Origin of the sequence: Hydrophilobacter chitinilyticus (assembly GCF_049860745.1) — a bacterium.
Classification (GTDB): Bacteria; Pseudomonadota; Gammaproteobacteria; order Burkholderiales; family Burkholderiaceae_C; genus Rhodoferax_B.
Window position 1 is genome coordinate 4599180 of sequence record NZ_CP187561.1, and the last position, 23342, is coordinate 4622521.

At 62.4% G+C, this 23342-nt stretch carries 18 protein-coding genes; 6 read left to right on the forward strand and 12 right to left on the reverse strand.

All coding sequences use genetic code 11. From position 1 onward, the window contains the following. Positions 1-7: 7 nt before the first annotated feature. The 6 genes from ACPWMG_RS20425 to ACPWMG_RS20450 all read right to left on the reverse strand — a co-directional run bounded on the left by ACPWMG_RS20425 (position 8) and on the right by ACPWMG_RS20450 (position 8118). The gene (locus ACPWMG_RS20425; protein WP_483301324.1) at positions 8-823 is read right to left on the reverse strand and encodes an aspartate dehydrogenase; all 816 of its coding nucleotides are present in this window, start codon (positions 821-823) and stop codon (positions 8-10) included. Continuing rightward, positions 820-1827, reverse strand: coding sequence for a dihydrodipicolinate synthase family protein (locus tag ACPWMG_RS20430; protein ID WP_483301326.1), 1008 nt, complete (start codon positions 1825-1827; stop codon positions 820-822). The genes ACPWMG_RS20425 and ACPWMG_RS20430 overlap by 4 nt, the downstream gene beginning before the upstream one ends. Before the next feature lie 683 nt (positions 1828-2510). Further along, positions 2511-3746 (reverse strand): D-alanyl-D-alanine carboxypeptidase family protein, encoded by a 1236-nt coding sequence (locus ACPWMG_RS20435; protein ID WP_483301327.1) that lies wholly within the window; start codon positions 3744-3746, stop codon positions 2511-2513. A 196-nt stretch (positions 3747-3942) separates the two neighbouring features. Further along, positions 3943-6429, reverse strand: coding sequence for a TonB-dependent siderophore receptor (locus ACPWMG_RS20440; RefSeq protein ID WP_483301329.1), 2487 nt, complete (start codon positions 6427-6429; stop codon positions 3943-3945). Positions 6430-6574: 145 nt separating this feature from the next. Beyond that, on the reverse strand, positions 6575-7588 hold the full coding sequence (locus ACPWMG_RS20445; RefSeq protein ID WP_483301330.1) for a FecR domain-containing protein: 1014 nt from the start codon (positions 7586-7588) through the stop codon (positions 6575-6577). Further along, positions 7588-8118 (reverse strand): sigma-70 family RNA polymerase sigma factor, encoded by a 531-nt coding sequence (locus ACPWMG_RS20450; RefSeq protein WP_483301331.1) that lies wholly within the window; start codon positions 8116-8118, stop codon positions 7588-7590. Before ACPWMG_RS20450 ends, ACPWMG_RS20445 begins: the two co-directional genes overlap by 1 nt. A 254-nt stretch (positions 8119-8372) precedes the next feature. Between ACPWMG_RS20450 and ACPWMG_RS20455 the strand changes: the two genes are divergently transcribed. Next, on the forward strand, positions 8373-10157 hold the full coding sequence (locus ACPWMG_RS20455; protein WP_483301332.1) for a methyl-accepting chemotaxis protein: 1785 nt from the start codon (positions 8373-8375) through the stop codon (positions 10155-10157). Between the two features lie 32 nt (positions 10158-10189). Here the strand turns inward: ACPWMG_RS20455 and ACPWMG_RS20460 are convergent, their stop codons facing one another. From ACPWMG_RS20460 to ACPWMG_RS20480, 5 genes are all read right to left on the reverse strand, one after another. Further along, positions 10190-10609, reverse strand: a complete 420-nt coding sequence (locus ACPWMG_RS20460; protein ID WP_483305296.1) for a MaoC family dehydratase — start codon at positions 10607-10609, stop codon at positions 10190-10192. A 99-nt stretch (positions 10610-10708) separates the two neighbouring features. Then, positions 10709-11896: an acetyl-CoA C-acyltransferase family protein gene (locus ACPWMG_RS20465; RefSeq protein WP_483301333.1), complete on the reverse strand. Its 1188-nt coding sequence runs from the start codon at positions 11894-11896 to the stop codon at positions 10709-10711. 11 nt (positions 11897-11907) lie between these two features. Further along, a complete protein-coding gene (locus ACPWMG_RS20470) occupies positions 11908-12834 on the reverse strand; it encodes an SDR family NAD(P)-dependent oxidoreductase (RefSeq protein WP_483301334.1) in 927 nt (308 codons plus the stop codon). A gap of 25 nt (positions 12835-12859) precedes the next feature. Then, entirely contained in the window at positions 12860-14119 is a 1260-nt protein-coding gene (locus ACPWMG_RS20475) for a CaiB/BaiF CoA transferase family protein (RefSeq protein ID WP_483301336.1), read from the reverse strand. Positions 14120-14144: 25 nt separating this feature from the next. Further along, entirely contained in the window at positions 14145-15122 is a 978-nt protein-coding gene (locus tag ACPWMG_RS20480; RefSeq protein WP_483301338.1) for a Bug family tripartite tricarboxylate transporter substrate binding protein, read from the reverse strand. A gap of 110 nt (positions 15123-15232) precedes the next feature. Between ACPWMG_RS20480 and ACPWMG_RS20485 the strand changes: the two genes are divergently transcribed. The 5 genes from ACPWMG_RS20485 (at position 15233) to ACPWMG_RS20505 (ending at position 20787) form a co-directional block, all read left to right on the forward strand. Further along, positions 15233-16177, forward strand: coding sequence for a LysR family transcriptional regulator (locus ACPWMG_RS20485; protein WP_483301340.1), 945 nt, complete (start codon positions 15233-15235; stop codon positions 16175-16177). A gap of 253 nt (positions 16178-16430) precedes the next feature. After that, positions 16431-17399, forward strand: coding sequence for a LysR family transcriptional regulator (locus tag ACPWMG_RS20490; protein ID WP_483301341.1), 969 nt, complete (start codon positions 16431-16433; stop codon positions 17397-17399). A 55-nt stretch (positions 17400-17454) separates the two neighbouring features. Then, positions 17455-18468, forward strand: coding sequence for a tripartite tricarboxylate transporter substrate binding protein (locus tag ACPWMG_RS20495; RefSeq protein ID WP_483301343.1), 1014 nt, complete (start codon positions 17455-17457; stop codon positions 18466-18468). Between the two features lie 123 nt (positions 18469-18591). Beyond that, a complete protein-coding gene (locus tag ACPWMG_RS20500; RefSeq protein ID WP_483301344.1) occupies positions 18592-19569 on the forward strand; it encodes a Bug family tripartite tricarboxylate transporter substrate binding protein in 978 nt (325 codons plus the stop codon). Between the two features lie 42 nt (positions 19570-19611). After that, positions 19612-20787, forward strand: a complete 1176-nt coding sequence (locus ACPWMG_RS20505; RefSeq protein WP_483301345.1) for an alpha-hydroxy acid oxidase — start codon at positions 19612-19614, stop codon at positions 20785-20787. A 36-nt stretch (positions 20788-20823) separates the two neighbouring features. Here the strand turns inward: ACPWMG_RS20505 and ACPWMG_RS20510 are convergent, their stop codons facing one another. Beyond that, positions 20824-23256, reverse strand: a complete 2433-nt coding sequence (locus ACPWMG_RS20510) for a TonB-dependent siderophore receptor (protein ID WP_483301347.1) — start codon at positions 23254-23256, stop codon at positions 20824-20826. Positions 23257-23342 lie beyond the last annotated feature (86 nt).

Genomic DNA, 23342 nt, shown 5'->3' on the forward strand with positions numbered 1-23342 from the left:
CATGGCTTCAAAGCGCGATGGGCGCGCATTGGTTGAGCACCGCGCGCAACACGCTGTGTGCGGTGATCATCGAGGTGCGTGGATTGTCTTGGTCGGGCTTATTTTCCAGACGCAAAAGCATGTGGCCGGCTTCGCCCCAGGCCTCGACTTCATGGCAGTTTTCGCTGACGTTGGGGTCCGCCCACAGCTCCACGCGTGTGTGATCCAGGCCCAAGGTAGCCAGCGCCACCGTGGCGGCCACATTGGCGTTGCGCGGGTAGTTGTGAGCGGCATCCCGTGCGCTGCCGGCAAACACCAGCGCGGGCGCCTCAAGCGAATCCAGCGACAGCGATAACGCAGCCGGGCTACCAGCCCAAGCAGCGGGCGGTTTGCGCCCCCGGTACACCACTTTGCCAAGCCCTGCGTCGCGCGCTGCGCTCAGCCAATCGATGCCACCAATGGCCCCGGAGACCAGCAACACCTGGCGCCCCGCCCCAGTGGCCAAAGCGCGCAAGCGGGCAAGGCGTGCGTCGTCGGTCAGCGCACCAACGGACGCCAGCAGCAAATCGCAGCCAGCCGACAGCACCGCCTCGGCGTGCGCGTCAACCGCCGCATGGCCGGCACACTCCACCACGAGGGCTGGGCGTTGCGCCAACCAAGGTGCCCGCTCAACGCTCAACAAGGGTCGCAAGGCGGCCAGGTCTCCATGGGCCGCGGCCTGCGCCGCCTCGAGTTCATGCACCAGGATGCCGGTGATTTCTACGGTATCGGAGTGGGCCAGCAGCCCACGCGCCAATCTCTGCCCTATGGCGCCAAAACCGATCAGAGCGACGCGCAGTTTCATGCCCGGCCTCCCACCACGCTACAAGCTGATTCAGCGGGTTCGATCGACAGCTTCAAGCCGCTACGAGCCAATGCCTCGCGCGCGTCGGCCTTCTCGGTCTCGCTCAAGTTGAGCAGCGGGCGGCGTACTGGGCCGCCGGTCTGGCCCAGAAGCTCCAGCCAATATTTGGTATAGGCCTGTGGCGTTCCCGTTGGCCGAGCAGAACTGAAAGCTTGGCGCGCAGGCTCCAGGCTGTCGCGCACCTTGCGTGCCTCCAAATGTTTTCCCTCGAAGGCCAATTGGGTGTATTCATTGATGCGCTGGTCAACGGCGGTCTGCAGCAGGAACGGAGGCGTAGAGCACAAATACAGGCGCCAGCCAAGTTCCACAATGTTGTCCAGCCAGTCCTCCTCCGATGCCGAGCTGACCAGGATCTTGTCGCCCGCCATTTCGGTCAGCCGCTTGTACAACGCGCGGTCGACGCTGTATTTGATGGCCACGATGTTCGGCAGCTCCGCAATACGCGCGCACAGCTCTGGGCTCATGATGTAGCCGCAGTCGGGATGGTTCCACAACGCAATCCCAATGTCGGTCTGCTCGCTCAGGTAGCGGTAGTACGCGTAAACCGTCTCATCAGGGTTGTGGTGAAAGTGCAGCACCGGGCTGTGCACCACGATGTAGTCGGCGCCGACATTCTGGGAGTGGCGAGCCAGGTCGAGCACGACGTCAAGATTGGCATCCGAACACGAAGTCACGATGCCGCAGCGGCCGTTCGCCTCTTCTACCGCAAGTTCAAAAGTACGTTTGCGTTCTGCAACCGACATGGAAAAAAACTCACCCTGCTTGCCGCTCACAAACAAGCCGCCTAGGCCCAGGTCTTGAATCCAATGCCGGAGGTTTTGGCGGAAGCCCATTTCGTCGAACGAAAGGTCTTCAAGAAAGGGAGTGGTGGTGGCGGCCCATACTCCGCGAAAGTGTTCACGCGCGTAGTCTTTGGCGTCGTGCTTGCTGTACTTGGTGATCATGGTTTCGAGGGATCCTGGTAAACGGAGATGGAAGGGGTCGAGATGTGAGAAGTCGATTCCACGCCAAAGCGCCCCCTCCAACAAGCGAATGTTTTTTGGGGATCCCTCAGAAAATCTGAGCGCAGTTCAATTCAAGTTGAGAAGCATCATTTTTTGATGGACGGTCGTGCCGGGCTCTTGGACATGAGAGTCTGAAAGCTTGTCACCGTCGGTAGTAGCGTACCCGGGGCCACGATGCTTGTGTCGAGCAGCGGGCACTACCCGTCGGCTTCATGCGCTCCCGCGCTGAAGTCAGCCAACACCACGGTAGTGGGCAGTCCACGCGTTCTTCTACGCTGCGGTGCAACGCGCGACGCAGCGGATCCGTTTGGCATAGCAGGTTTCAAAAACGGCTTGCAGATTTGGTGGAGGATGAAGACGGGCTCATGCGCGGCGATCACATCTCAAGCAAAGAATCCTCTTACTTGCAGCAAGCATCGTAGAAGTGAACGGCCAAAGACACACCATCGCCGAAGGGGGCAACTTGCAATTTTGTCCTACCGGGCGACCAGAGAACCGTCAGGCTCGCAAGGCAACCTGAGTCTCACCCAATATAAATACGCCCTCCCCCGAGGGCAGCTCGCCAGGCCGACGCAAACCCGCGCCGGCCGTCTTGGCTGATGCCCCATAGGGGCGTTTCCGAATTACTTGACCAGTCGCTGCCACAAGCGCAGGAAGAAGCCCGCGCGCTCCACATCCGCTTGCGCGATCAGGGGCGCTTCGCCAACCGGCTTACCATTCGATTCGGCGATCACCTTGCCGATTACGGCGCCCTTGGTGATGGGTGCTTCCAATTCTGGGTTCAACTGCACCGAGGTCTGCAATTTCTGGCCGCGCGGCACGGTCAGCATCCAGGGCGCTCCTAAACCAGCAGCGACCGTATCAGCCTTGCCAAAGCGGATCTTGGCATTGGTAACCACGGCACCTTGCTGGATCGGTGTGGCCTTCTCGAAGCGGCTAAAGCCCCAGCCCAGCAGCTTGCGGGTCTCGTCGGCGCGCGCCTTCATGCTGCTGGTGTTGAGCATGACCGTGATCAGGCGCATGTCGTTACGTTTTGACGACGTGACCAGGCAATAACCGGCTTCTTCGGTGTGGCCCGTCTTCAGCCCATCCACAGTCGGGTCGGTGTAGAGCAAGGCGTTGCGGTTGCCTTGCTTGATGCCGTTGAACTTGAACTCGCGCTCGGCGTAGATCGGGTAGTAGTCGGCGCTGTCATGGATGATCGCGCGCGCCAGGATGGCGAGATCGCGGGCAGACGACTTGTGCGCGGGGTCAGGCAGACCCGTGGGGTTCACGAAATTCGTGTTCGTCATGCCCAGGCGCTTGGCCTCGGCATTCATGAGTTTGGCGAAACCCGCTTCGGAGCCGGCCATGTGCTCGGCGATCGCCTTGGAGGCGTCGTTCCCCGACTGGATGACGATGCCGCGCAGGATGTCGATCACCGTTGCCTGGCTGTTCAGCGGCAAGTACATGCACGACTCGGTGCTAGAGCCCCGGCACCAGGCGTTCTCGCTCACCGAGACCAGATCGTCTTTCTTGAGCTTGCCCGAGCGGAGAGCCTGTTCGACCAGGAAACTGGTCATCATCTTGGTCAACGACGCGGGTGGCAACGGTTCGTCGGGGTTGGCTGAGGCCAGCACCTCGCCAGAGTCGTAGTCCATCAGCAGCCAGGCCTTGGCGGGGATGGCGGGCACACCGTCGGCCACAGCGGATTGGCCGGCCAATGGTGCCGGGCCTGACGCCTCGGCTGCAGCAGGCTTTTTGTGAGCAGCAGACTTGGCCGCATGGCGATCGGCGGCAAAAGTTGCCGTGCTGGGCACCAGGGCGCCTGCAGCCAGGGCGAATACGAGAGGCAGGAGGGTAAATTTCTTGGATTGCATGGGATTCCCGGTCATAACCTTTGATTGTCGCGGAGCGCACCCCGCTTTTTAATCAGGCATGGAAGAGTTTTTTGTTAACAGGAGTGATGGCGGCAACGATGCCGTGCGCTCCGTACCCGTCACCGGGAGAGGAGCCCATCAGGCGCTTCTGTGACCCCATGTATTGAGATAAATTCCCCAGAATTTGAACCGATTCTCAAAAATCGTAGCGCGCACTCACCGTCGTGCTACGCGGGGCGCCCCAGGTGTAGAGCAGCACGTTGGACGAACTCCAGATATCCGAGAAGTACTGCTTGTCGAATGCGTTGTTGACGTTCAGAGCCACGCTCCAATGCCGGTCGACCTGGTAGCGGGCCATCAGGTCGACGACAGTGTAGGCCTTCTGGTTGAGCCGGAAACCGCCTGCATTGGTGACCTCGGTCGCGTCTTGCCAGCGCGCAGCGGCACCCAGCGTCAGGCCCTGCAGCGTGCCGGTGCCGAGGCGGTAGGTCGAGCCTAGCTTGAGCTGATTGCGTGGAAATCGGCTCGCGGTGGTGAGGCTGCTGTTCTGCATCACGTAGCTACCCTGCACTTGCCAGCCCGTGCTGATCTCGCCCGACATCTCCAGTTCATAGCCGTGCCGCGTGGCGCCCGAAACCGCACGGTAGGCCGTGCCATTGGTGGGGGTACGCCCGCCTGCTGCTTCTGCTGTGTTGTCGGTCTTCATGCGGAAGAAAGCCAGGCTGGCGTTCAAGCGCTTGTCGAAGAACTCGCCCTTGGCACCCACCTCATAGGTTTTGCCTTCTTCGGGGTTGAGCGTGCGGCCGGTTTCCGTCTGCGCACTCTGCGGCTGAAAAATGCTGGCGTAGCTGCCGTACAAGGACACGTTGGGGCTCACGTCCACCACCAGGCCGGCATAGGGCGTGACCACGCCGTGCTCGTTCATGTCGTAGTTCCACCAGTAGGGCGTGACATCCAGCTTGCGGTAGTTGGTGACGCGTGCGCCGGTGATGAGCTTCACGGGATCGGCCAAATCGAAGCGACCCGCCGCATAGGCCGAGGTGCGCTGCGAGCTGAACGTGTTGAGCGCGTAGCCAATGGCATCAGGGTTGAAGAACAACGGAATGGCGCCGCCACCGGCCGCATAGGTGCTGCCCAGCGACGCGAGTGTGACGGTCGGGATGGCGCCCCCCGTGGGGTAGTAGTTGTTGGAGCGAGACTCGAACTTGGCGTAGTCGGCCCCCAGCATGAGGTCGTGTGTGCGGCCGAACAAGGTGACCGGGCCCTTGAGGTCCACGCTGGCGTTGGTATTGGTGTTGGTGAAGTCCTTGACGGCGCTGGCGTCCAGCGCGGTCGTTGCGCTGTCGCGCACCAGCGCGCCGGCCAACATCAAGGGAGACTGGTCTTTCTGGTGGCTGGCGCGCGCTGTAGCCGTCCAGCCGTTGCCAAAGCGATATTCCAGGCTGGTGAACAGATTGACCGTCTCCAGGTCGTAGCCGGCCCAAGGTGCGGCGATGTTGAACGAGCGCGGCGTCAAAGGGGTGGCCACGCCGGTTGCGCTGTACGCCTGGATTGGGGCGGTTCCCGCGCTGCCACGCAATTCACGCTGTCGCCAGCTCACGCCAGCGTTGAGCAGCGTGTCTGGTGTGATGTCCAGATCCACCGTGCCGAAGAGCAGGCGGCCATTGGTTTTCTGGTTGTCGCGGAACGAACCCGCTTCAGAGGCCGATGCCACCAGGCGTCCACGCAAACTGCCGCTGGCGTTGAGCGGGCCGCTGATGTCGGCGTCGGTTCGGTAGCTGTCCAAACTGCCCGCGCTGGCACTGACATTGGCCTGGAACTGTGCGGTGGGCCGCTTGCGGATCATGTTCACTGTCGCACCTGGATAGCCGTCCCCCGTGGTCAAGCCAGAAGATCCCTTGATCACTTCGATACGGTCCAGCTCCGCCATGTCATCAAGCGCAGACAGGCTGTAGGCGGTGACCCCCCAGCCGTCGGACATTTGCCGGGCGCCGTCCATCTTGAGGTTCACCAGCGCGCCGCGTGCGCGAAATTCGGTGAAGTTGCCCCTTCGGCTCACCTGAATGCCGGGTGTCTGGTCCAGCACATCGGCCAGGTTGTTGAGCTGGAAATCGTCCATCCGCTGGCGGGTCATCACCGTCACCGACTGCGGGGTTTCGCGCAGCGTCAGTGCCAGTCCCGTTGCGGTGCTGCTGGGGCCTGCAGCGGTGTAACTGCCCGTCCCCTCGGTGGTCCCCGTGGTGCGCTCCACCTGCGCCGTCACGGTGACTTCTTTCATCGTCTTATCGGCTGTGCTCATCGCCGAAACTGGCGCGGCCTGCAGCGTATAACCACCGGCCGCACTGGGCGCGGCCTGCAGGCCACTGTTGGCTAGCAGCAAGGCAAAACCTTGCTCTAAGCTGAAGGTTCCGTGCAGGCCTGCAGTGCGCAATTCCTTGGTCTGTTCAGGCGTGAAGGAGAGCGTGATGCCGGCCTGGCCCGCAAACGTCGGCAAAGCCGTGCGCAGAGGGCCTGCGGCCACGTTGTAGCTGCGTGTGGCCGCCGAGCTGGCTACAGTCTGGGCGTAGACAGGTGAGGTTGCCAGCCCGCCTGCCAGGGCCAGAAGGCAGGCCAGGGCCACCGGGTTAAGAGAAACGTTAGTGCGGAAACGGGATGGAGATGGAAGGCAGGCTGGGCGTGTCATGCAGTTGGTCACTTTGCGTTGGGCGGATAAAAGAGCCCCTGTGTGGAGGCTTTCAACCCGTTTGCCGAAGCAGCGCACAAGAAAGTGCCAAACCGATCAAAAGATTTTTGAGAACAGAGTGATGCGGCGGCTGAAGATGCCGATCTCAGGCTCCGCCACGCGGAACCACCGTCACCCAGAAACGTGTGCGCAGCATGACCTGCACCGGTAAGGTTTCTTGCAAAATGGCGAGCACGTGGTCGGTGTCGTTGAGTTGGTAGGCGCCAGAGATGCGCAGCGAAGCCACCTCGGGCGCGCAGCGGATCGTGCCAGTCCGGTAGCGCGACAGCTCTGCGAGAAACTCATCCAGCCGCTGGCCATCGGCATAGAGAACGCCTTGCGTCCAGCCGGGGGCACCGCCAGCCGCTGTTGCGATGTCGGCGTTGCGCTGCACATTGCCGCTCTGCGTTGCGGTAAAGCCCAGCCCCTGGCCCGCGTCCACCAAGATGGGCAAGCCGCCGCCTGCGCGCGTGACTTCTACCCGGTGCTCCAGCACGGTGAGCTGCGTGGCCTGCGCCGCAGCGCCAGTAGGCGGCATCATGCGCACCACGAAGCGTGTACCCAGTGCGCGCATCTGCCCCTGCTGGGTTTCCACGATGAAGGGTCGCCCCAAGCCTGCCGGGCGGCCCGCATCAGGCGCGGTGCGCACGTAGACCTCACCTCGGCGCAGGCGCACCACGCGCTGCGTGTCCGTCCAGCGCACGTCCACGGCGCTGTCGGTATTGAGCGTGAGACGGCTACCATCGGCAAGGGTGACATCCAGGCGCTCGCCCGTGGCGGTGGCATGGTCCGCCTGCCAACTGAACCAGGCGGCAGGAGCCAACAGGCCCAAAGCCGCCAGCGTGCGCAGCACCGCGCGGCGGTTGTTGCGCGCATGCTGCCGCGTAAGCACAGGCACGCCAAGCTCTGGCGGCAGAACACCAAAATGACGGCTCAAACGCTCGGCTTTCTGCCAAGCCTCTTCATGCAGGGGATCGGCCGCGCGCCAGTGTGCACAGGCCGCAACGTCACCGGCTTTCACCTCGTCCGCGTGCAGGCGCACCAGCCATTGCGCGGCCTGGCGAATGACGGCAGGTGGAATGGCGGACTGCGATGGCGATGTGCCGGGTTCGGGAAGCATCAATCGAATCCATCAACCAAGGTCAAACAGATTTCAAATCCCTGGGCCATGTAACGCTTTACGGTGCGCTCGCTCATGTTCATTTGCGAGGCGATCTGTGCGTAGCCCAGGCCCTGCAGTTGCGACAGCACAAACACATCGCGTGCCTTCGGGGCAAGGTGGCTGAGCATGTCATCCAGCCGCTGCAGCGTCTGGCGAATGATCAGCGTGTCTTCAGTCGATGGCGCCAACTCTTGAGGCAGCGCCGCCAGGGTTTCCATCCAAGCCTGCTCGAGCGAGCTGCGACGCCAGTGATCGTAGAGCAGGCCGCGTGCAATCGTGGTGAGATAAGCACGAGGCTCGCGCAGATTGTCGAGAAGCTCTGGCTTGAGCAGCACGCGCAGGAAGGTGTCGTGTGCCATGTCTGCTGCACCGTGCGGGCAATTCAGACGCCGTCGCAGCAACGACATCAGCCAGCCGTGGTGCTCTTCATACAGTGTCTGCACGGAAAGGGCAGCGGTACAGACCGGGACGCTGGAGCAAACGGACATGGCACGATTGGGTTTCAAATGAGAATTAATCTCATTCTAATCTCTCAACTTTGCCCTGCCCCGCTGTGTCCAACATTTTGACCGCTCTCATGGCATTCAACGCCCCCCTTTTTCATCTCGCGATCGAAGGTTTGGACGCAACGATTTCTTCAACCAGTAGGCAATAAATGTGTACCATGTTGCGACACACAATTGCATGCAATTTTGTGCATGATGGGCCTCTAGCTTGCGACTTCTTTTCTGACGGAATCGATATGAAATTCAGCGATCTGCGCGTTTCCACCAAACTCTGGAGCGTGATTCTCGGCCTGCTCGTTGCCATGCTGGCGGTCTCCATCTGGTCGCAGGTTGACGCCAACCGCGCGGTGGATGCCGCCATGACGTCGGTCAACGCCTACGAGCAGAAGATCACCACCGCCGTGCGCTGGCGCGGCGCGACCGAAACGGCCACCACCATGGTGCTGGGCGGCGCGGTAACCAGCGATCCGGTGTTGGCAAAGTCTTATGACGGCCAGGTCAAGGACATCATCGGCCGTATCAACGTGATCCAGGCCGACGTCACCAAAGCCGCCACGTCGGCTGAGGACAAGCAGGCGCTTGAAAACATAGCGGCCGTGCGCTCGATCGTGCTGGGGCTGACCGCAAAAGCCAAGGACGTCAAAGCCGCAGGAGACGCAGCGGCGCTGCAATCATTTGTGGAGGACTCGTTCAAGCCTGCCATAGCCAAATATCTCACCGCGCTGGATAACTTCGTGACCGTGCAGGAACGCCAGCGCGATGTGGTCAAGGCGCAGGCCGAGGCGTCTCGCCGCAACACCGCAACCCTGGCCATCGTCATCGTGGCGGTGGTGTTTGCACTGGGCGTTCTGCTCACGCTGGTGCTGGTGCGCTCAATCACACGTCCCCTGGACGAGGCAGTCATTGTGGCCCGCGCCATCACTGGCGGCGACCTCACGCAGCAACTCCGCTCAGACCGCAAGGACGAATTCGGCCAACTGCTGCGCGCCATGGGCGAGATGGTGAGCAAACTGCGTGAACTGGTCGCGGACGTGCGCAGCGGTGTGGAATCCGTGTCCACGGCTTCGGTCGAAATTGCCAACGGCAACCAGGACCTGTCGTCACGCACCGAACAGACCGCCGCCAACCTGCAGCAAACAGCGGCCAGCATGGAGCAACTCACCAGCACGGTAACGCAATCGGCCGACACCGCGCGCCAGGCGAATCAGCTCGCCGCCAGCGCTGCGCAGGCGGCAACCCGGGGCGGCGAAGTCGTCGGCCAAGTGGTGCACAGCATGCAGAACATCAGCGAAGCCTCGCGCAAGATCGGCGACATCATCGGCACCATCGACGGCATCGCCTTCCAGACCAACATCCTGGCGCTCAACGCTGCCGTGGAAGCCGCGCGCGCCGGAGAGCAAGGGCGCGGCTTTGCGGTGGTGGCCGCAGAAGTGCGCAGCCTGGCGCAACGTTCGGCCGAAGCCGCCAAGGAGATCAAGGTGCTGATCAGCGCCTCGGGGCAGACGGTGGAAACCGGCACGCAGCAGGTGGCACAAGCCGGGGAATCGATGGGCGAAATCGTCAGCAGTGTGCGTCGCGTGAGCGATCTGATCGGTGAGATCAGCGCCTCGTCAAGCGAGCAGCGCGACGGCATCGGCCAGGTGAATTTGGCGGTGACGAACCTCGACCAGATGACGCAGCAAAACGCCGCGTTGGTCGAAGAATCGGCCGCCGCAGCGGCTGGGCTGCGCGATCAGGCACACCGGCTATCCGAGGTGGTCTCGATGTTCAACGTCGGCTCCGGTGTGAGCCACGCACCACGCGCGCCAGTGGCCGCCGCAGCGCGCGCACCAGCCCCCCAAAGCCTGCCGCGCAACACGCCAGCACCGAACCGGCCAACAGCGGCGGCGCGGCCTGCGAACCCCAAACCCCAGCCGGCAGCAGGTGCGACACGCAGACTAGGAACATCTGCGCCCGCACCGGCAGCCAAGCCCGCTGCGACCTCTGCTGCGGGCGGCGATGGTGACTGGGAAAACTTCTGAACGCCTGAGCGCTTACATGCGCTCGTGCAAACTCAAAAACGTATTTGCATGAGCCATTCGGCCACCAACGCCGGGCGCTCGTTGTCGCCCACACGCGCTTCAACCTTCCAGACGCAACGCGCTTCACGTTCACTCACGTGCTGCACCTTCACGAGCTGAAAGGCAGCCGAAAGAAGCGAGCCGCATGGCACAGGTGCCGTGAAGCGCACCTTGTCGAACCCATAGTTCAGCAAGGCTTTGGCGTCGGCATAGTCAAAGCAGTCGAAGTGCCAACTGGTCAGCAGTGACAGCGTCAAAAAGCCATGCGCAATCGTGGCATTGAAAGGCGTTTCGGCTGCGGCACGCACCGGATCGACGTGGATCCATTGTCGGTCGTCGGTCAGGCTGCCAAAGGCATCAATCGTCGGTTGGTCGATCAGGGTGGCCTTGCTTGCGCATGCCGGTTGCCCCATGAATTCGTCCAGTGCGTGCACGGAGTTGAACCGGTGTTTCTGACCCGCGTAGGCCATCTGATCTGTTTGCATCGATATCAAAAGAATTGGAACCCGCGGTTACTGCCGCTCGAAAATGGCTGCGATCCCCTGCCCGCCGCCAATGCACATCGTCACCAAGGCATAACGCCCGCCGATGCGATGCAGTTCGTGGATGGCCTTCACCGCGATGATGGCGCCGGTGGCCCCCACTGGATGGCCCAGCGCAATACCCGAACCGTTGGGGTTGACCTTGGCGGGGTCGAGCTCCAGCGCCTGCACCACGGCACAAGCCTGCGCGGCAAAGGCTTCGTTGGATTCGATCACGTCGAGATCGGCCACCGTCAAGTTGGCCTTCTTCAATGCCGCCAGCGTGGCCGGCACCGGGCCTATGCCCATGTAGCGCGGGTCCACGCCCGCATGGGCGTAGGCCACCAGCTTGGCCAGCGGTTGCAGGCCGCGTGATGCGGCCACGCTTTTTTCCATCAGAACCAACGCGGCCGCACCATCGTTGATGCCCGATGCGTTCCCCGCCGTGACGCTGCCGCCATCGGCAGCAAACACAGGCTTGAGCTTGCCCAAATCGGCGAGCGTGACATCGGGCCGCACGTGCTCATCCTGATCAAAGACTTCTTCGCTTCGGCCCCGCTTGACGGTCATCGGAACGATCTGTTCGGCAAAGCGCCCCTCGCGGCAAGCCATGGCGGCGCGACGGTGGCTCTCCAGGGCCAGCGCATCTTGCTCGTCCCGCGTGATGGCCCATTTGGAGGCGACGTTTTCAGCCGTCACGCCCATGTGGATGCGGTGGAACGGGTCATGCAAAGCGCCCGTCAGCATGTCCGTCATTTCGGTGTTGCCCATACGGACGCCAAAGCGCATGCCAGTGCTGCTGTAAGGCGCACGCGACATGCTTTCGGCACCACCGGCCACCACCGTATCGTAGTCGCTCAATTGAATGAGTTGCGCAGCCGAGATCACGGCCTGCAGACCCGAGCCACACAAGCGGTTCACGTTGAACGCGGGTGTTGTCTCGGGGCAGCCACCTTCCAGGGCCGCCACACGCGAGAGGTACATGTCGCGCGGCTCGGTCTGGATCACCTGGCCGAAACACACATGCTGCACGGCATCGCCCTGCACTTCGGCTTTCAGCAGCGCGGCACGCACAACGTCTGCCGCCATTCTGGTGGGCGGCACATCCTTCAAGCGGCCACCAAAGCTGCCAATGGCCGTGCGAACGGCCGACAAAACAACCACTTCTTTGGGATGCATGCTCAGGCTCTTCAAACGTTTGCGGCGTGCGCTGCGCCCTGCCGCGCGTTGCTGTGTGCGTTAGCCTTGGCGATTTCGTGGCGCAATTGATCGAAGCCGGTGGCAGGCACCTGTTCTTCGCTGCGCTCGGAGATTTCAGCCAACCGCGCCACCACCTGCTCGGCTTGTAATTCAGCCGGCGCCATCACGATACCCTGGGTCATCGTGATGTTGGCCTTCTCAAAACTGCCCGCACCCGCCAGCAAGATGCTGCGTGTAGGGGCTTCGTCCGTGACCAAGGCCACCAGGCCAGGGCTGACCAGTTCGGGCGTGAGCAGCGCCAGTTCCTCCTGCGCCAGCAAGGTTTCGGTCATGGCGGTGGCGGCCGTTGGCGCCAGGCAATTCACACGAATGTTGTTGCGTTCGCCTTCGAGCGCCAGCGTTTGCATCAGCCCCACCAAGGCCATCTTGGCGGCGCCGTAGTTGGCCTGGCCGAAGTTGCCGTACAGGCCGGACGAAGAAGATGTCATGACGATGCGGCCGTAGTTCTGCGCACGCATCAAGTTCCACACCGCCTTGCAGCAATGCACGGCGCCCATGAGGTGGACCTCCATGACCAGGCGAAAGTCGTCCAGCTCCATCTTTGCAAAGCTCTTGTCGCGCAAGATGCCCGCGTTGTTGACCAGAATGTCCACGCGCTGCCACCGGGCCACGGCTTGTTGCACCATGGCCTCGACTTGCACTGGCTGGGTCACATCAGCATCGTTGGCAAACGCCTCACCACCGGCGGCCTCAATCTCGCGCACCACGGCTTGTGCCGCAGAGCCGGGCTGGCAGGCGCCAATGTCATTGACCACCACACGTGCGCCGTGGCGCGCAAGCTCAAGCGCATGCGAGCGCCCCAAACCTCGGCCAGCGCCGGTGATGATGGCAACACGATCTTTCAAAAGCTGGGACATTTTTTCTCTCACTGAAAGTTATGGATCACAAAGCGGCGGCGGGATGCAAGGCTGGCGAAGCGGTGCGGATGACGCCGGCATCCTGCAGCGCTGCCATGGCCTCATCGGTCACACCGGCGCGCTTCAACACGACGGCGGTGCTTTGCCCCAGCGTTTCCGCGCCATGCGACGACGATTCGCCCTCATGGGCAAAGGCAAAGCCAAGCCCATGGGTGCGCACGGTGTGCTGGCCTTGTTGAAAACGGAAGTCGGGCAAGTCCACACAGCCGGTCTCTTCTGCCTCGCGCAGAAATTCACCAAGCCGCCGCACCCGCGCGGCCGGCACGCCTGCCGCACTGAGTTGGTCTTCGAGTTCAAACGCACTGCGGCTTTCAAACGCAGACCGCAACAGCGCGGTGACGTAGGGCGTATCGCGCGGCACGACAAAACCGCCGGGCGAGTTGAATGCTTCAAGGTCGAGCGCGCGGGCGTCGTCGCACAAAGATTCGATCCCCAAGACCGCCGTGAGCTTGCGAAACTGTGCCGGGGTGTTGGCGGCCACGGCCAACCACCCGTCTGAGCATGCATAGGTGTCTGCCGCCGGGCTGCCGGTGTAGCCGCGGTTGCCGGTACGCGGGGCCTCCACGCCGTCCGACAGGAAGGCGCTCGCATTCGGGTACATCAACATCAGCGAGGCCTGCACCATGGAAGAATCAATGTACTGGCCCTCGCCGTCGCGTGAGCGCCGGTGCAGAGACGACACGATCGACAGCGCACCCAGCATACCTACCGCCACGTCGATGACCGGAAAACCAACCTTCAACGGCGGCGCGGCTTGCCCCTCGCCCGACATCATCATCATGCCGGTCAGCGCCTGCACCACGTGGTCGTATGCGCCTCGGTGGCGCCAGTCGCCCTGCTGGCCAAAACCTGAAATCGAGCAATACACGATGTCGGGTTTCACCGTCTTGATCGCGGCGTAATCCAGGCCGTACTTCGCCACCACACCGGGGCGAAAGTTCTCAATGAAAACATCGGCCGACGCGGCCAGAGAACGCACCAGCGCCGCGCCTTCAGGCGTTCGGATGTCCAGCGCCACCGAATGTTTGCCCGCATTGCAGGCGACGAATCCGGTAGGGGTGTCGCCCCCTTGTGCGGACTTCACGGAGCGCATCACTTCGCCAGATGCGGGCGGCTCGATCTTGATGACTTCGGCCCCCATCTGGGCCAGATAAAAAGAAGCCAGGGGCCCGGCGATGACGTGCGACAAATCAAGCACACGCACGCCGCTGAGGGGTTTGGACATAAGGTTCTCGCTTCTCGCTACGCGTTCAACTGGCGGTGACGCCGGTGAGCTTGATGATCTCGGTCCACTTGCGGTTTTCGGCCTGCACAAACGCGGCGTCGGCCTTCGGGCTGTCGCTGTGGATCACGCTGTTGCCCGCCAGTTCAAAAGCCGTTTTGATGGCGGGGTCGGCCAACACCTGGGTGGTGGCGCGGTAGATTGCGTTGACGATGTCGGCCGGCGTTTTGAGCGGCACCCACAGGCCAAACCAAAACTCCTGCACCGTCAACTCACTGCGCATCACGTCGCGCAGCGGCGGCACGTTGGGCAGCTCTTTCAACGGCGCAGCACTGGTCACGGCCAGCGCGCGCAGCTTGCCACCCTTGACCTGTGGGATCGCCGTGCCGGCAATGGTGAAGGCGAAATCGGTGTCGCCGCGCAGCAGCGACAAAGGAATCTCCACCGAGCCTTTGAGCGGCACGTGCACCGCGTTGCCATTGGTGAGCGACATCAGCGTAGCGCCGCCCAGATGCGCGGCAGAGCCGATGCCACCCGAGCCGTAGTTCAACTTGCCGGGGTTGGCCTTGACGGCGGCAATCAAGTCCTCCACCGTGCGGTAAGGCGAGTTGGCCGCCACCACCAGCACGCTGGGCGAAGTGCCAATCACCGTCACGGGAATGAACTCGTTGGCCGGATCAAATTTCAGGCTGGGCTGCAGGATCTTCTGGATCAAGTGCGAGTTGGAGCCCACCAGCACGGTGTAGCCATCGGCCGGGGCCTGCGCAACATATTGGGCGGCCAGCACGCCGCCCGCACCCACCTTGTTTTCGATCACCATGGCCTGGCCCAAAATCTCGCCGAGCTTGGGGCCGAACTGCCGGACCATGACGTCCGGCCCACCACCCGCCGCGTACGGCACGATGAGCCGAACCGGCCGGGTGGGGTAGGCCTCAGCAGCGTGTGCTGAGGCCGCGGCGAGTAGTGCGCTTGAGGCAGCGCTCAAGCAAAAAGTGCGACGGTCCATGGGTTTGTCTCCTGGTTTGTTTTGCCGAAGCATAGGATCGACAAGAAATAAAAAAAAGTGATATCTTTTTATATGTTGAAAACTTTTTAGCAACCCACAGAGATGCTGCGATGACGAGATCTACCGACGCCGAACACCTCATCTCCCGCCTGCGTTTTCGGCACCTGCGCCTTTTGACCGAACTGCAGCGTGGCGGCAGCCTTCGCGCGGCGGCCGAGGCGATGAACCTGACGCAGCCCGCGCTCAGCAAAGCCCTGGCCGAAATAGAGTCGGCCTTTGGTTTCCCGCTGTTTGTGCGCAGCGCTCGCGGCCTGAAGCCCACCGACCAGGGCGCCATTGCCATCCGAGGCGCAGCGCTGCTGCTGAAAGAGCTGGCCCACGTGCAATTTGAAGCCACGGCGGGTGAGCACTTTGCCGCGAGCCTGCGGATCGGTGCCCCGCCCTTCGTGGCGCAAGGCTACCTACCGGCCGTGCTGCAAAAACTCGTCAGCCGCAACCCTCCGGTGCGTGTGCATTTGCTGGAGGAGCGTGTGCCCATGCTGATGCAGGCGTTGGTGAAAGGCGAAGTGGATGCCTTGCTCACCACCTACCCCGCGCAAATGCCCGAGCCCGGCGAAGTGGCGCTGCACTACGAAAAACTGTTTGAGGTGCAGTTCAACATCATCGCGCCCAAACACCACCCGTTGCTGCGCGCGCGCAGCGTGAGCTGGCAAGAGCTTTCTCTGGAGCCCTGGGTGTTGCCCGCGCAAGGCGCCATGGCACGGCGGGTGATCGAAGACTGCTTCATCCGCGCTGGCGCGCTGCCGCCCACCCCCATCATCGAATCCGCCAGCCCGGTGACCAACGTGGAGCTGGTAGCCTCCGGTGTGGGCTTAGGGATTGCGCCCGATGTGACGGTGATCGCCCACGCGAAAAACCTCAACCTGGTGGACGTGGTGCGGGTCAAGCCCGAAGTACCGTCAGGCCCCGTGGCGCTGATCTACCGTGCGGGGTATCGCAACCCACGGGTGGATTTGTTCAGAGAAGCGCTCGGCTTGGCAGAGAGCCGCAGCTAAAGCGTCACCCAAACCTGCTCGCCCCCAGCATGCCTAGAAGCGTTTGGCGAATTGATCAAGCCCGTTTGGGTAATTCGCTCAATTCGTTCGATGGATTCTCTGCCACGCGCAGCAGTTCTAAACTCTCCCCACAAAACGTATAAAGCGCTGTCTACACACATGACCCGGCAGCAAGGAGACATCGGATGGTCGCGAAATCTTTCGACGCAGCCGCCTTCGGCTGGACAGCCGCAAGCCGTGGTGTGCAGCACTCATGAAAAGATCTGAAAACACCAGCGGCGCTTTTCACGACCAACTGTCGACCGGGGCCATGCTGAACTCCAACTTGCTGCGCTGCTTTCTGGGCGTGCTGGAACACCGTACGTTGACCGAGGCGGCCGAAGACCTGTGCATCAGCCAACCCGCACTGTCCAAAAGCCTGAGGCGGCTGGAGGATGAGTTGGGCGTTTCACTTTTCGACCGCACCCCAACCGGCATGGTGCCCACCGCTTATGGCTTGGCCCTGGCCCACCGCGCACGGATGATCCAACTGGAGTCGGACCGCGCACGCAACGAGCTGCAGCAGCTTCAGCAAGGCGGCATCGGTTCATTGACGATTGGCACCGGGCCACTCTGGTCGGCGTGGGTGCTGCCAGAGGTGATTGCCGACCTGAGCCGCAGCTACGCCAAATTGCATGTGCGCGTGGTGGCAGGTGTGCTCGACACGCTGATGCCGCAACTGCTCAAAGGCGAGATTGATGTGGTGTGCGCCGCGCTGGATTTCCCCGAGCACGAAGACCTGAGCCGCGAAGTTTTGATTGACAGTGCCCACGTCATCCTGGCGCACGCAAGCCACCCGCTGGCTAATTTGGCGACGGTATCGCCCATCCAATTGAGCCAGTGCAAGTTTGTCGGCCAGCGCAACGACTACGCGGTGCTGGAACGCATGGAGCGCTACTTCGCCATGCGCGGCCTGCGCTCGCCAGGGTTTGTGGTCGAAGCTGGCTCGTTAGAGATGCTGCTATCGCTGGTGCAAACCGGCGAGTTTGTGGCCACGCAATCGAATCAGTTGCTCACCCGCGCCCAAACCTTGGGCATCCGCGCCCTGCCGGTGGCAGATTCATTCTGGCGCTTTCAAGGCGGTGTGGTCTACCGCAGCCGGCCGGCACCCGGCCCCGCCATCGAGATCTTCTGTGCAGCGCTGCGCAATCGCTTGCGCGCAACCCCGACAAGCCACGCTTGAGCGGCCCTCGGGATTTCCCGAGGAAGATAACTTGCAGGAATAGCGGCATGAAAACGTGCCATTGGACGCACGGCCCACGCAGCACTATCGTGCAGCCAACCTCAACATCACGCCCGTCCTTCCCGCCACTTTGCACCCTATGACCGACATGTCCTCCCCTAACGATTCGCCCCACACCATCGATCTCATCGTGCCCTACGTGCAGGGCGGCGGAAGCGACCAGCGCGCGCGGCTGGCGGCCAAGTACCTGTCCAAGCACCTGGGGCAGACGATTCAGGTACGCAACGTCACCGGCGCCGTGACGGGCCACACCGCCATCGCCTCTGCAGCGCCCGACGGCCGTACCCTGGGCCTGATCACCGGCGAGATCGGCATGATGCATTGGCACGACGGAGTGACCGCTCTCACGCCGCGTGACTACACGCCACTGGCCGTGCCGTTTGTGGAGTCGTCGGCCATCATCGTGCGGGCCGATGCGCCCTTTCAAAACCTTACGGATTTTCTGGCGCACTGCCGGCACCACGATGTGGTGGGCTCGGGCGGACCAGACTTCAGCGTCTGGAAGTTTTCGTTGATCGGCCTGCTGCATGCTGCCGGCATCCAAACCGACCGTATTGGCTGGATCGAAACCCACAGCGGTGAACAAGGTTTGGCCAACGTGCTGCAGGGCAAGGCGCTGGTAGCCCCCATCACCATGACCGATGCGCGCCACCCCCTGCGTTCGGGCGAAGCGCGGGCACTGGCCAGCATGGAAGATGTGCGGCACGCCGCCTTTCCCGACGTGCCCACGGTAGAAGAAGCCATTCGCGTACCTTGGAGCGTGGCGCATTGGCGCGGCTTGGTCGCCCCCGCTGGCCTTTCGGCACCGTTGACCCAAACCTTTGTGGACGCACTCCACCGCGTGGAAAGTGACGCCGATTTTCAAGCCGAAGCCAAGGCCAACGCGTTCACCACACGCTGGCGCTTTGGCGAAGATTTTGGCAACTACATGGCCGAAGACGACGAGCAGTTCGGACACATCATCAAACTGCTGGGGCACAAGGCGGCCAGCACCAGCAAGTTGTATTGAAGCGCTTAAGCCAGCGAATGCCAGCTTGCCCAAAAAGGCGAAAAGACAGAGAGGAACAGACAGACAAGCAGAGACGGCCACGGGCCCACCCGGCCCAAATAAAAACTTTTTCGGAGACACAACATGAAGCCAGTATTTCGCGGCATGGCGCTAGCTTTGGCGTCACTCTTGTCAATGGCCAGCCTGGGGGCCGATGCGCAGGCCTACCCCAACAAGCCGATTCGCATCATCGTGCCGATTGCGGCCGGCAGCGTGACCGACGTGGTGCTGCGCGCGGCCCAGCCGATGTTGTCGCAGCGTTTGGGCCAGCCGGTGATCATCGACAACAAGCCCGGTGCCAGCGGCATTGTGGGCGCGGAAGCCTGTGCCAAAGCGCCGCCCGACGGCTACACCATCTGCGCGGTGTACCACTCCATCATGTCTTTCAACCCCTACACGTTTGACAAACTGCCCTACGACCCCGGCAAAGACTTTGCACCGGTGGGCCGCCTTTTCTTTGTGGTCGAAGGGCTGGTGGTGCCTGCCGCTTTCCCAGTGCAAACCGTGGCCGAACTCAAGGCCTACGCGCTGAGCCATCCCTCTGACGTGAACGTGGGCACGCTAGGCGAAGGTTCTTTGCAAGAGCTGTTTGTGGCGTGGATCAACCGCGAATGGAAAACCAAGATTGTGGGCGTGCCCTACAAGGGCGGCGGCCCCATCGCCAACGCCGTGACCGCGGGTGAAATCCAGATCGCGCAGATGGGATTGGGCAACTTCATCGGTTTGGTGCAAGCCGGGCAACTGCGTGCCATTGCCGTCGCGTCTGAGCAGCGCTCCAAGTCCTTGCCCAACGTGCAAACCATACAAGAGGCCGGGTTGGCTGGCTTTTCAAGCCGGCCTTGGTGGGGCATTGCCGCGCCGGCGGGCACACCGGCAGCGGTGGTGACCAAGCTGAACGCTGAATTTGCCAACGTATTCCAAGACCCGAAGATGCTGGAGTTGATGGAGGCGCGGTACATCGAGCCCGCCGTGACCACGCCCCAGGCCTTTGCGAGCTTTCTCAAAGATGACCGAGAAGCCGCCGGTGCCTTGGTTCGCCTCGCCAACCAAACGCCGCGCTAAAAGCCTTGCACCGCTCACCGCTGCACGACGGAATTTCGACGGATGCCCAACACCTTATCGCGCGCCTTCTCCACGCAAGACCTGGAGCGGCTTGCGCGCCGCAAGCTGCCCAGGGCCGTGTTTGACTTCTATGCCGGTGGCGCCGAAGACGAGATCACGCTGCGCGCCAACGCCTGCATGTACCAAGAAATTGGCTTGGTGCCGCAGGTGCTCTCGGGCGTGGACAAGCCAGATCCGGCTTGTCTGATTCTGTCCCAGGCCGCCAGCATGCCGGTGGTCATCGCCCCTATGGGCGCGGTGGGTTTTGGCCGACGAGACGGCGATATCTGCATCGCCCGCGCGGCGGCCAAAGCGGGCGTGCCCTACGTGTTGTCGACCACGGCCACCACTTCCATCGAGCATCTTGCCGAAGCCGCAGGCGGGCGTCTATGGTTCCAGCTTTACCCCCTGCGAGACCCCGCCGCCACAGCCAAGTTGGTCGCGCGTGCACATGCCGCAGGCTACGAAGCGCTGGTGCTCACTGCTGATGTGCCGGTGGGCGGCAAACGCGAGCGCGATTTGCGCAACGACTTTGCCATGCCCTTTCGCTACACCGCCCGCAACCTGCTGGACTTCGCCTCGCGCCCCCGGTGGGCATTGGAGATGTTGCGCTACGGCATACCGCCGATGCCAAACCTGCAAGACATGGCGCCGCAAACCACTGCAGCATCTGGCGTCACTTCGGTAGCCTCAGTAGCCTCGGTCGGACGTGAATTCGACCCCGCCTTCAACTGGGCCGATCTGGCGGCCCTGCGGCGCCAATGGCCGGGCAAACTGGTCTTGAAAGGCATTCTCCACGCCGATGACGCAGAGCGGGCCGTCCAGGCGGGTTGTGATGCGGTGGTGGTGTCCAACCACGGTGGTCGCCAGTTGGATGGCGCCATCGCCTCGCTCCACGCCTTGCCACGCATCCGCGAGCGCGTGGGCGACCAACTGGAGGTGTTGGTCGACGGCGGCGTGCGCCGAGGCTCAGACATCGCCAAAGCGCTTGCGCTCGGCGCCAATGCCGTCATGGTGGGCCGCCCTGCCCTGTACGGCGTGTGCGCAACCGGAGAACCCGGCGCGGCCCAAGTGCTGCAAATACTGCGCGACGAATTCACCAGAACCTTGTCGCTCTGCGGCTGCCCCAGCGCTGCGGCGCTGAACCCGAACTTGCTTTGCTCAGCGCAGCAGCGCTGAGCGTGCCAAGGCATCACATGGCATGTTCACGTCAAGCTAAAAATCCATCGTGGCAGAAGCCGTGACCGTGCGCGGCTGGCCCAGGTAGATCCAGCTACCCGAGCCACTGGACCAGTAGTCGCGGCCAAACAGATTGTTAACGCCGACTCTGAGCACCAAGGGCCGCTCGTAAGCCTTGGTCTTGTAGCGCGCGCCAATGTCCCAGCGTGTCCATCCCGGAATGCTGCGCAGGTTGGCTTCGTCCAGATACTGCGAGCTGGTGGAGATCATGCGCGTGGTGAGCGTCAAACCGGGCACGGCCGCCAGGTCGACTTCGCCACCCAAGTTCAACTGCCAGCGCGCCACGTTGGGTGCGGTGTTGCCATCAAAGCTGCCACTGCTGGTGTGGGTGAGTTTGGCGGCAGTGTACGTCACCCCGCCCAGCACACGGGTGCCACGCGCCGCCTCGCCAAACACATTCAGCTCCAGGCCTCGGTTGCGTTGCTCCGCACCCACTTGGTAGGTGAAGGTGCCGTCGCCGTTCGACACGATCAAGCCACTGGGCTTCTGAATCTGAAACGCGCTCACCGTGCTGGTGAAGCGGCCAAAGTCGTATTTCATGCCCATTTCGTATTGCTTGCTTTTGATGGGCGGGAACACCTGCTGGGCATTGGTGGTGCCCATGGGCGCGGTGTCGCCCTGGTTCAGGCCTTCGATGTAATTGCCATAGACCGACATGTTCGCCATGGGCTTGAACACGGCGGCCAGCACGGGCGTGATGGCGTGTTCGTCATACGTGGTGTCGCCCACGCCGGTGCTGGTGTCGTAGGTGATGTATTTGACACGCTGGTAGCGTGCACCCAGCGTGACCGCAAGGCGGTCTTCAAAGAACGAGACGGTGTCAGATAACGCCAGAGACGGCAGTTGCAAGCTGTCGGTCTGTGCGGGCTTGGATGAAAAACCGGCTGTCGACGGGCTCGCTATCACCGGCGGGTTGTAGATGTTGGTGTCGAAGCTGCTGAAGCCGTAGTAATCCGTCGTGTAGCCGTGGTCTCTCTTCAAATAGGTGGCACTGAGGTTGACCTGGTGCTTCACAGTGCCCGTGTTGAAGGCCCCACGCAAACCGGCTTGGGCCGTTCGGTAATTGTCCCAATCGGGCCAGTAGTAGACCGTGGCTTGCGCGTTGCCCTGGGTGTCGGTCACATAGATGTCGGTCGAGAGATATTGGAAGCGGTTGTTGCTGCCGCCGGCTGCGCCATAGAGCGTCCAGTTGGGGTTGAGGTCGACCTCGGCCTTGGCCAGCAAGTAGTCGCTCTTGGTTTTGGAATACTCCCAATCTTGCGCCAGGCGCTTGCTGGCATTGGGCGGCTGCGGAATGGCGATGGCATCGTCAATGCCAAAACCGCCAGCACCTTGCGGTGCCTCGTTGTTCATGGTTTGGTGGCCCGCATCCAACGATGCCCGCAGGCCACGGCCTCGGTAATCGATGGCTACCGTGGCGGTGCCCAGTTCAACCGATTGGCCGTCGGTGGCCGTGTCGCCATTGCGGTAGGCGCCGTTGAAGCGCACGCCCCATTGGTTGTCTTCGCCAAAGCGCCGCCCCAGATCCAGATGGCCACCCAGGTTGCCCTTGGATGCGTAGCTGGCGGTGAAGCGCGTCAAGGGCGCGTCGTCCGCACGCTTGGGCACCATGTTGATCGCGCCGCCAATGGAGCCGCCAGTCCCTGGCGCCATGCCGTTGAGCAAGGCGCTTGGTCCTTTGAGCACTTCGATGCGCTCGGCGGTCTCCACCGGAATGGTGCGCGACGGGGCAACGCCGCCCACGCCATCAAACAACACCGAGTTCTGCGTCGAGAAGCCGCGAATCAGAAACAAGTCACCCGCGCCAGAGGCATTCGTCAAACCGTAGGACACCGTGCGCACCGACGGGTCGTTGGCCAACACATCGGCCACGGTCAACGCCTGTTGGTTCTCCATCAATTCAGCGGTGTAGCTGGTGACGTTGAACGGCGTGTCCATCACATCCTTGTTGCCCAACAAGCCCATCCGGCTGCCACGCGCCACCTGGCCGCCGGCATAAGCAGCCGGCAGATCGCCAGGCAAATCGGCCTGCGCGGTGACCGTGACTTCAGACAGCGTACTGCCGGAAGCCGGGGTGGCCGCATCATGGATTACCACCGCAGCCCCATCGATGCGCGCCGAGAGCCCGCTGCCCGCCAGCAGTTGGTTCAAGGCCTGCTGCGGGCTCAGATTGCCCGCCACCGCCGGTGCGGTTTTGCCCGCCACCAGCGCCGGTGGCACGATGAGTTGCATGCGGGTTTGCAACGCCCATTCACTCAGCGCCTGGCTCAGCGGCTTGGCCGCAATGTTGAACGGGATGGCGGTGCTGGGCAGGCCTGCGGCGCCTTGGGCGTAGAGAGTGGCAGAGGCAAAGGCCAACGACAAGGCAAGGGCAAGCGGTGCCGGACGGCACAGCGGGGAACAAAACATGGCGCACTCCAAAGGTAAAAACAGACGGTTCTTACTGGTGAAGACGGGGCACGCGCCGGATACCCTAGCCCATCCGCCAAAAAATT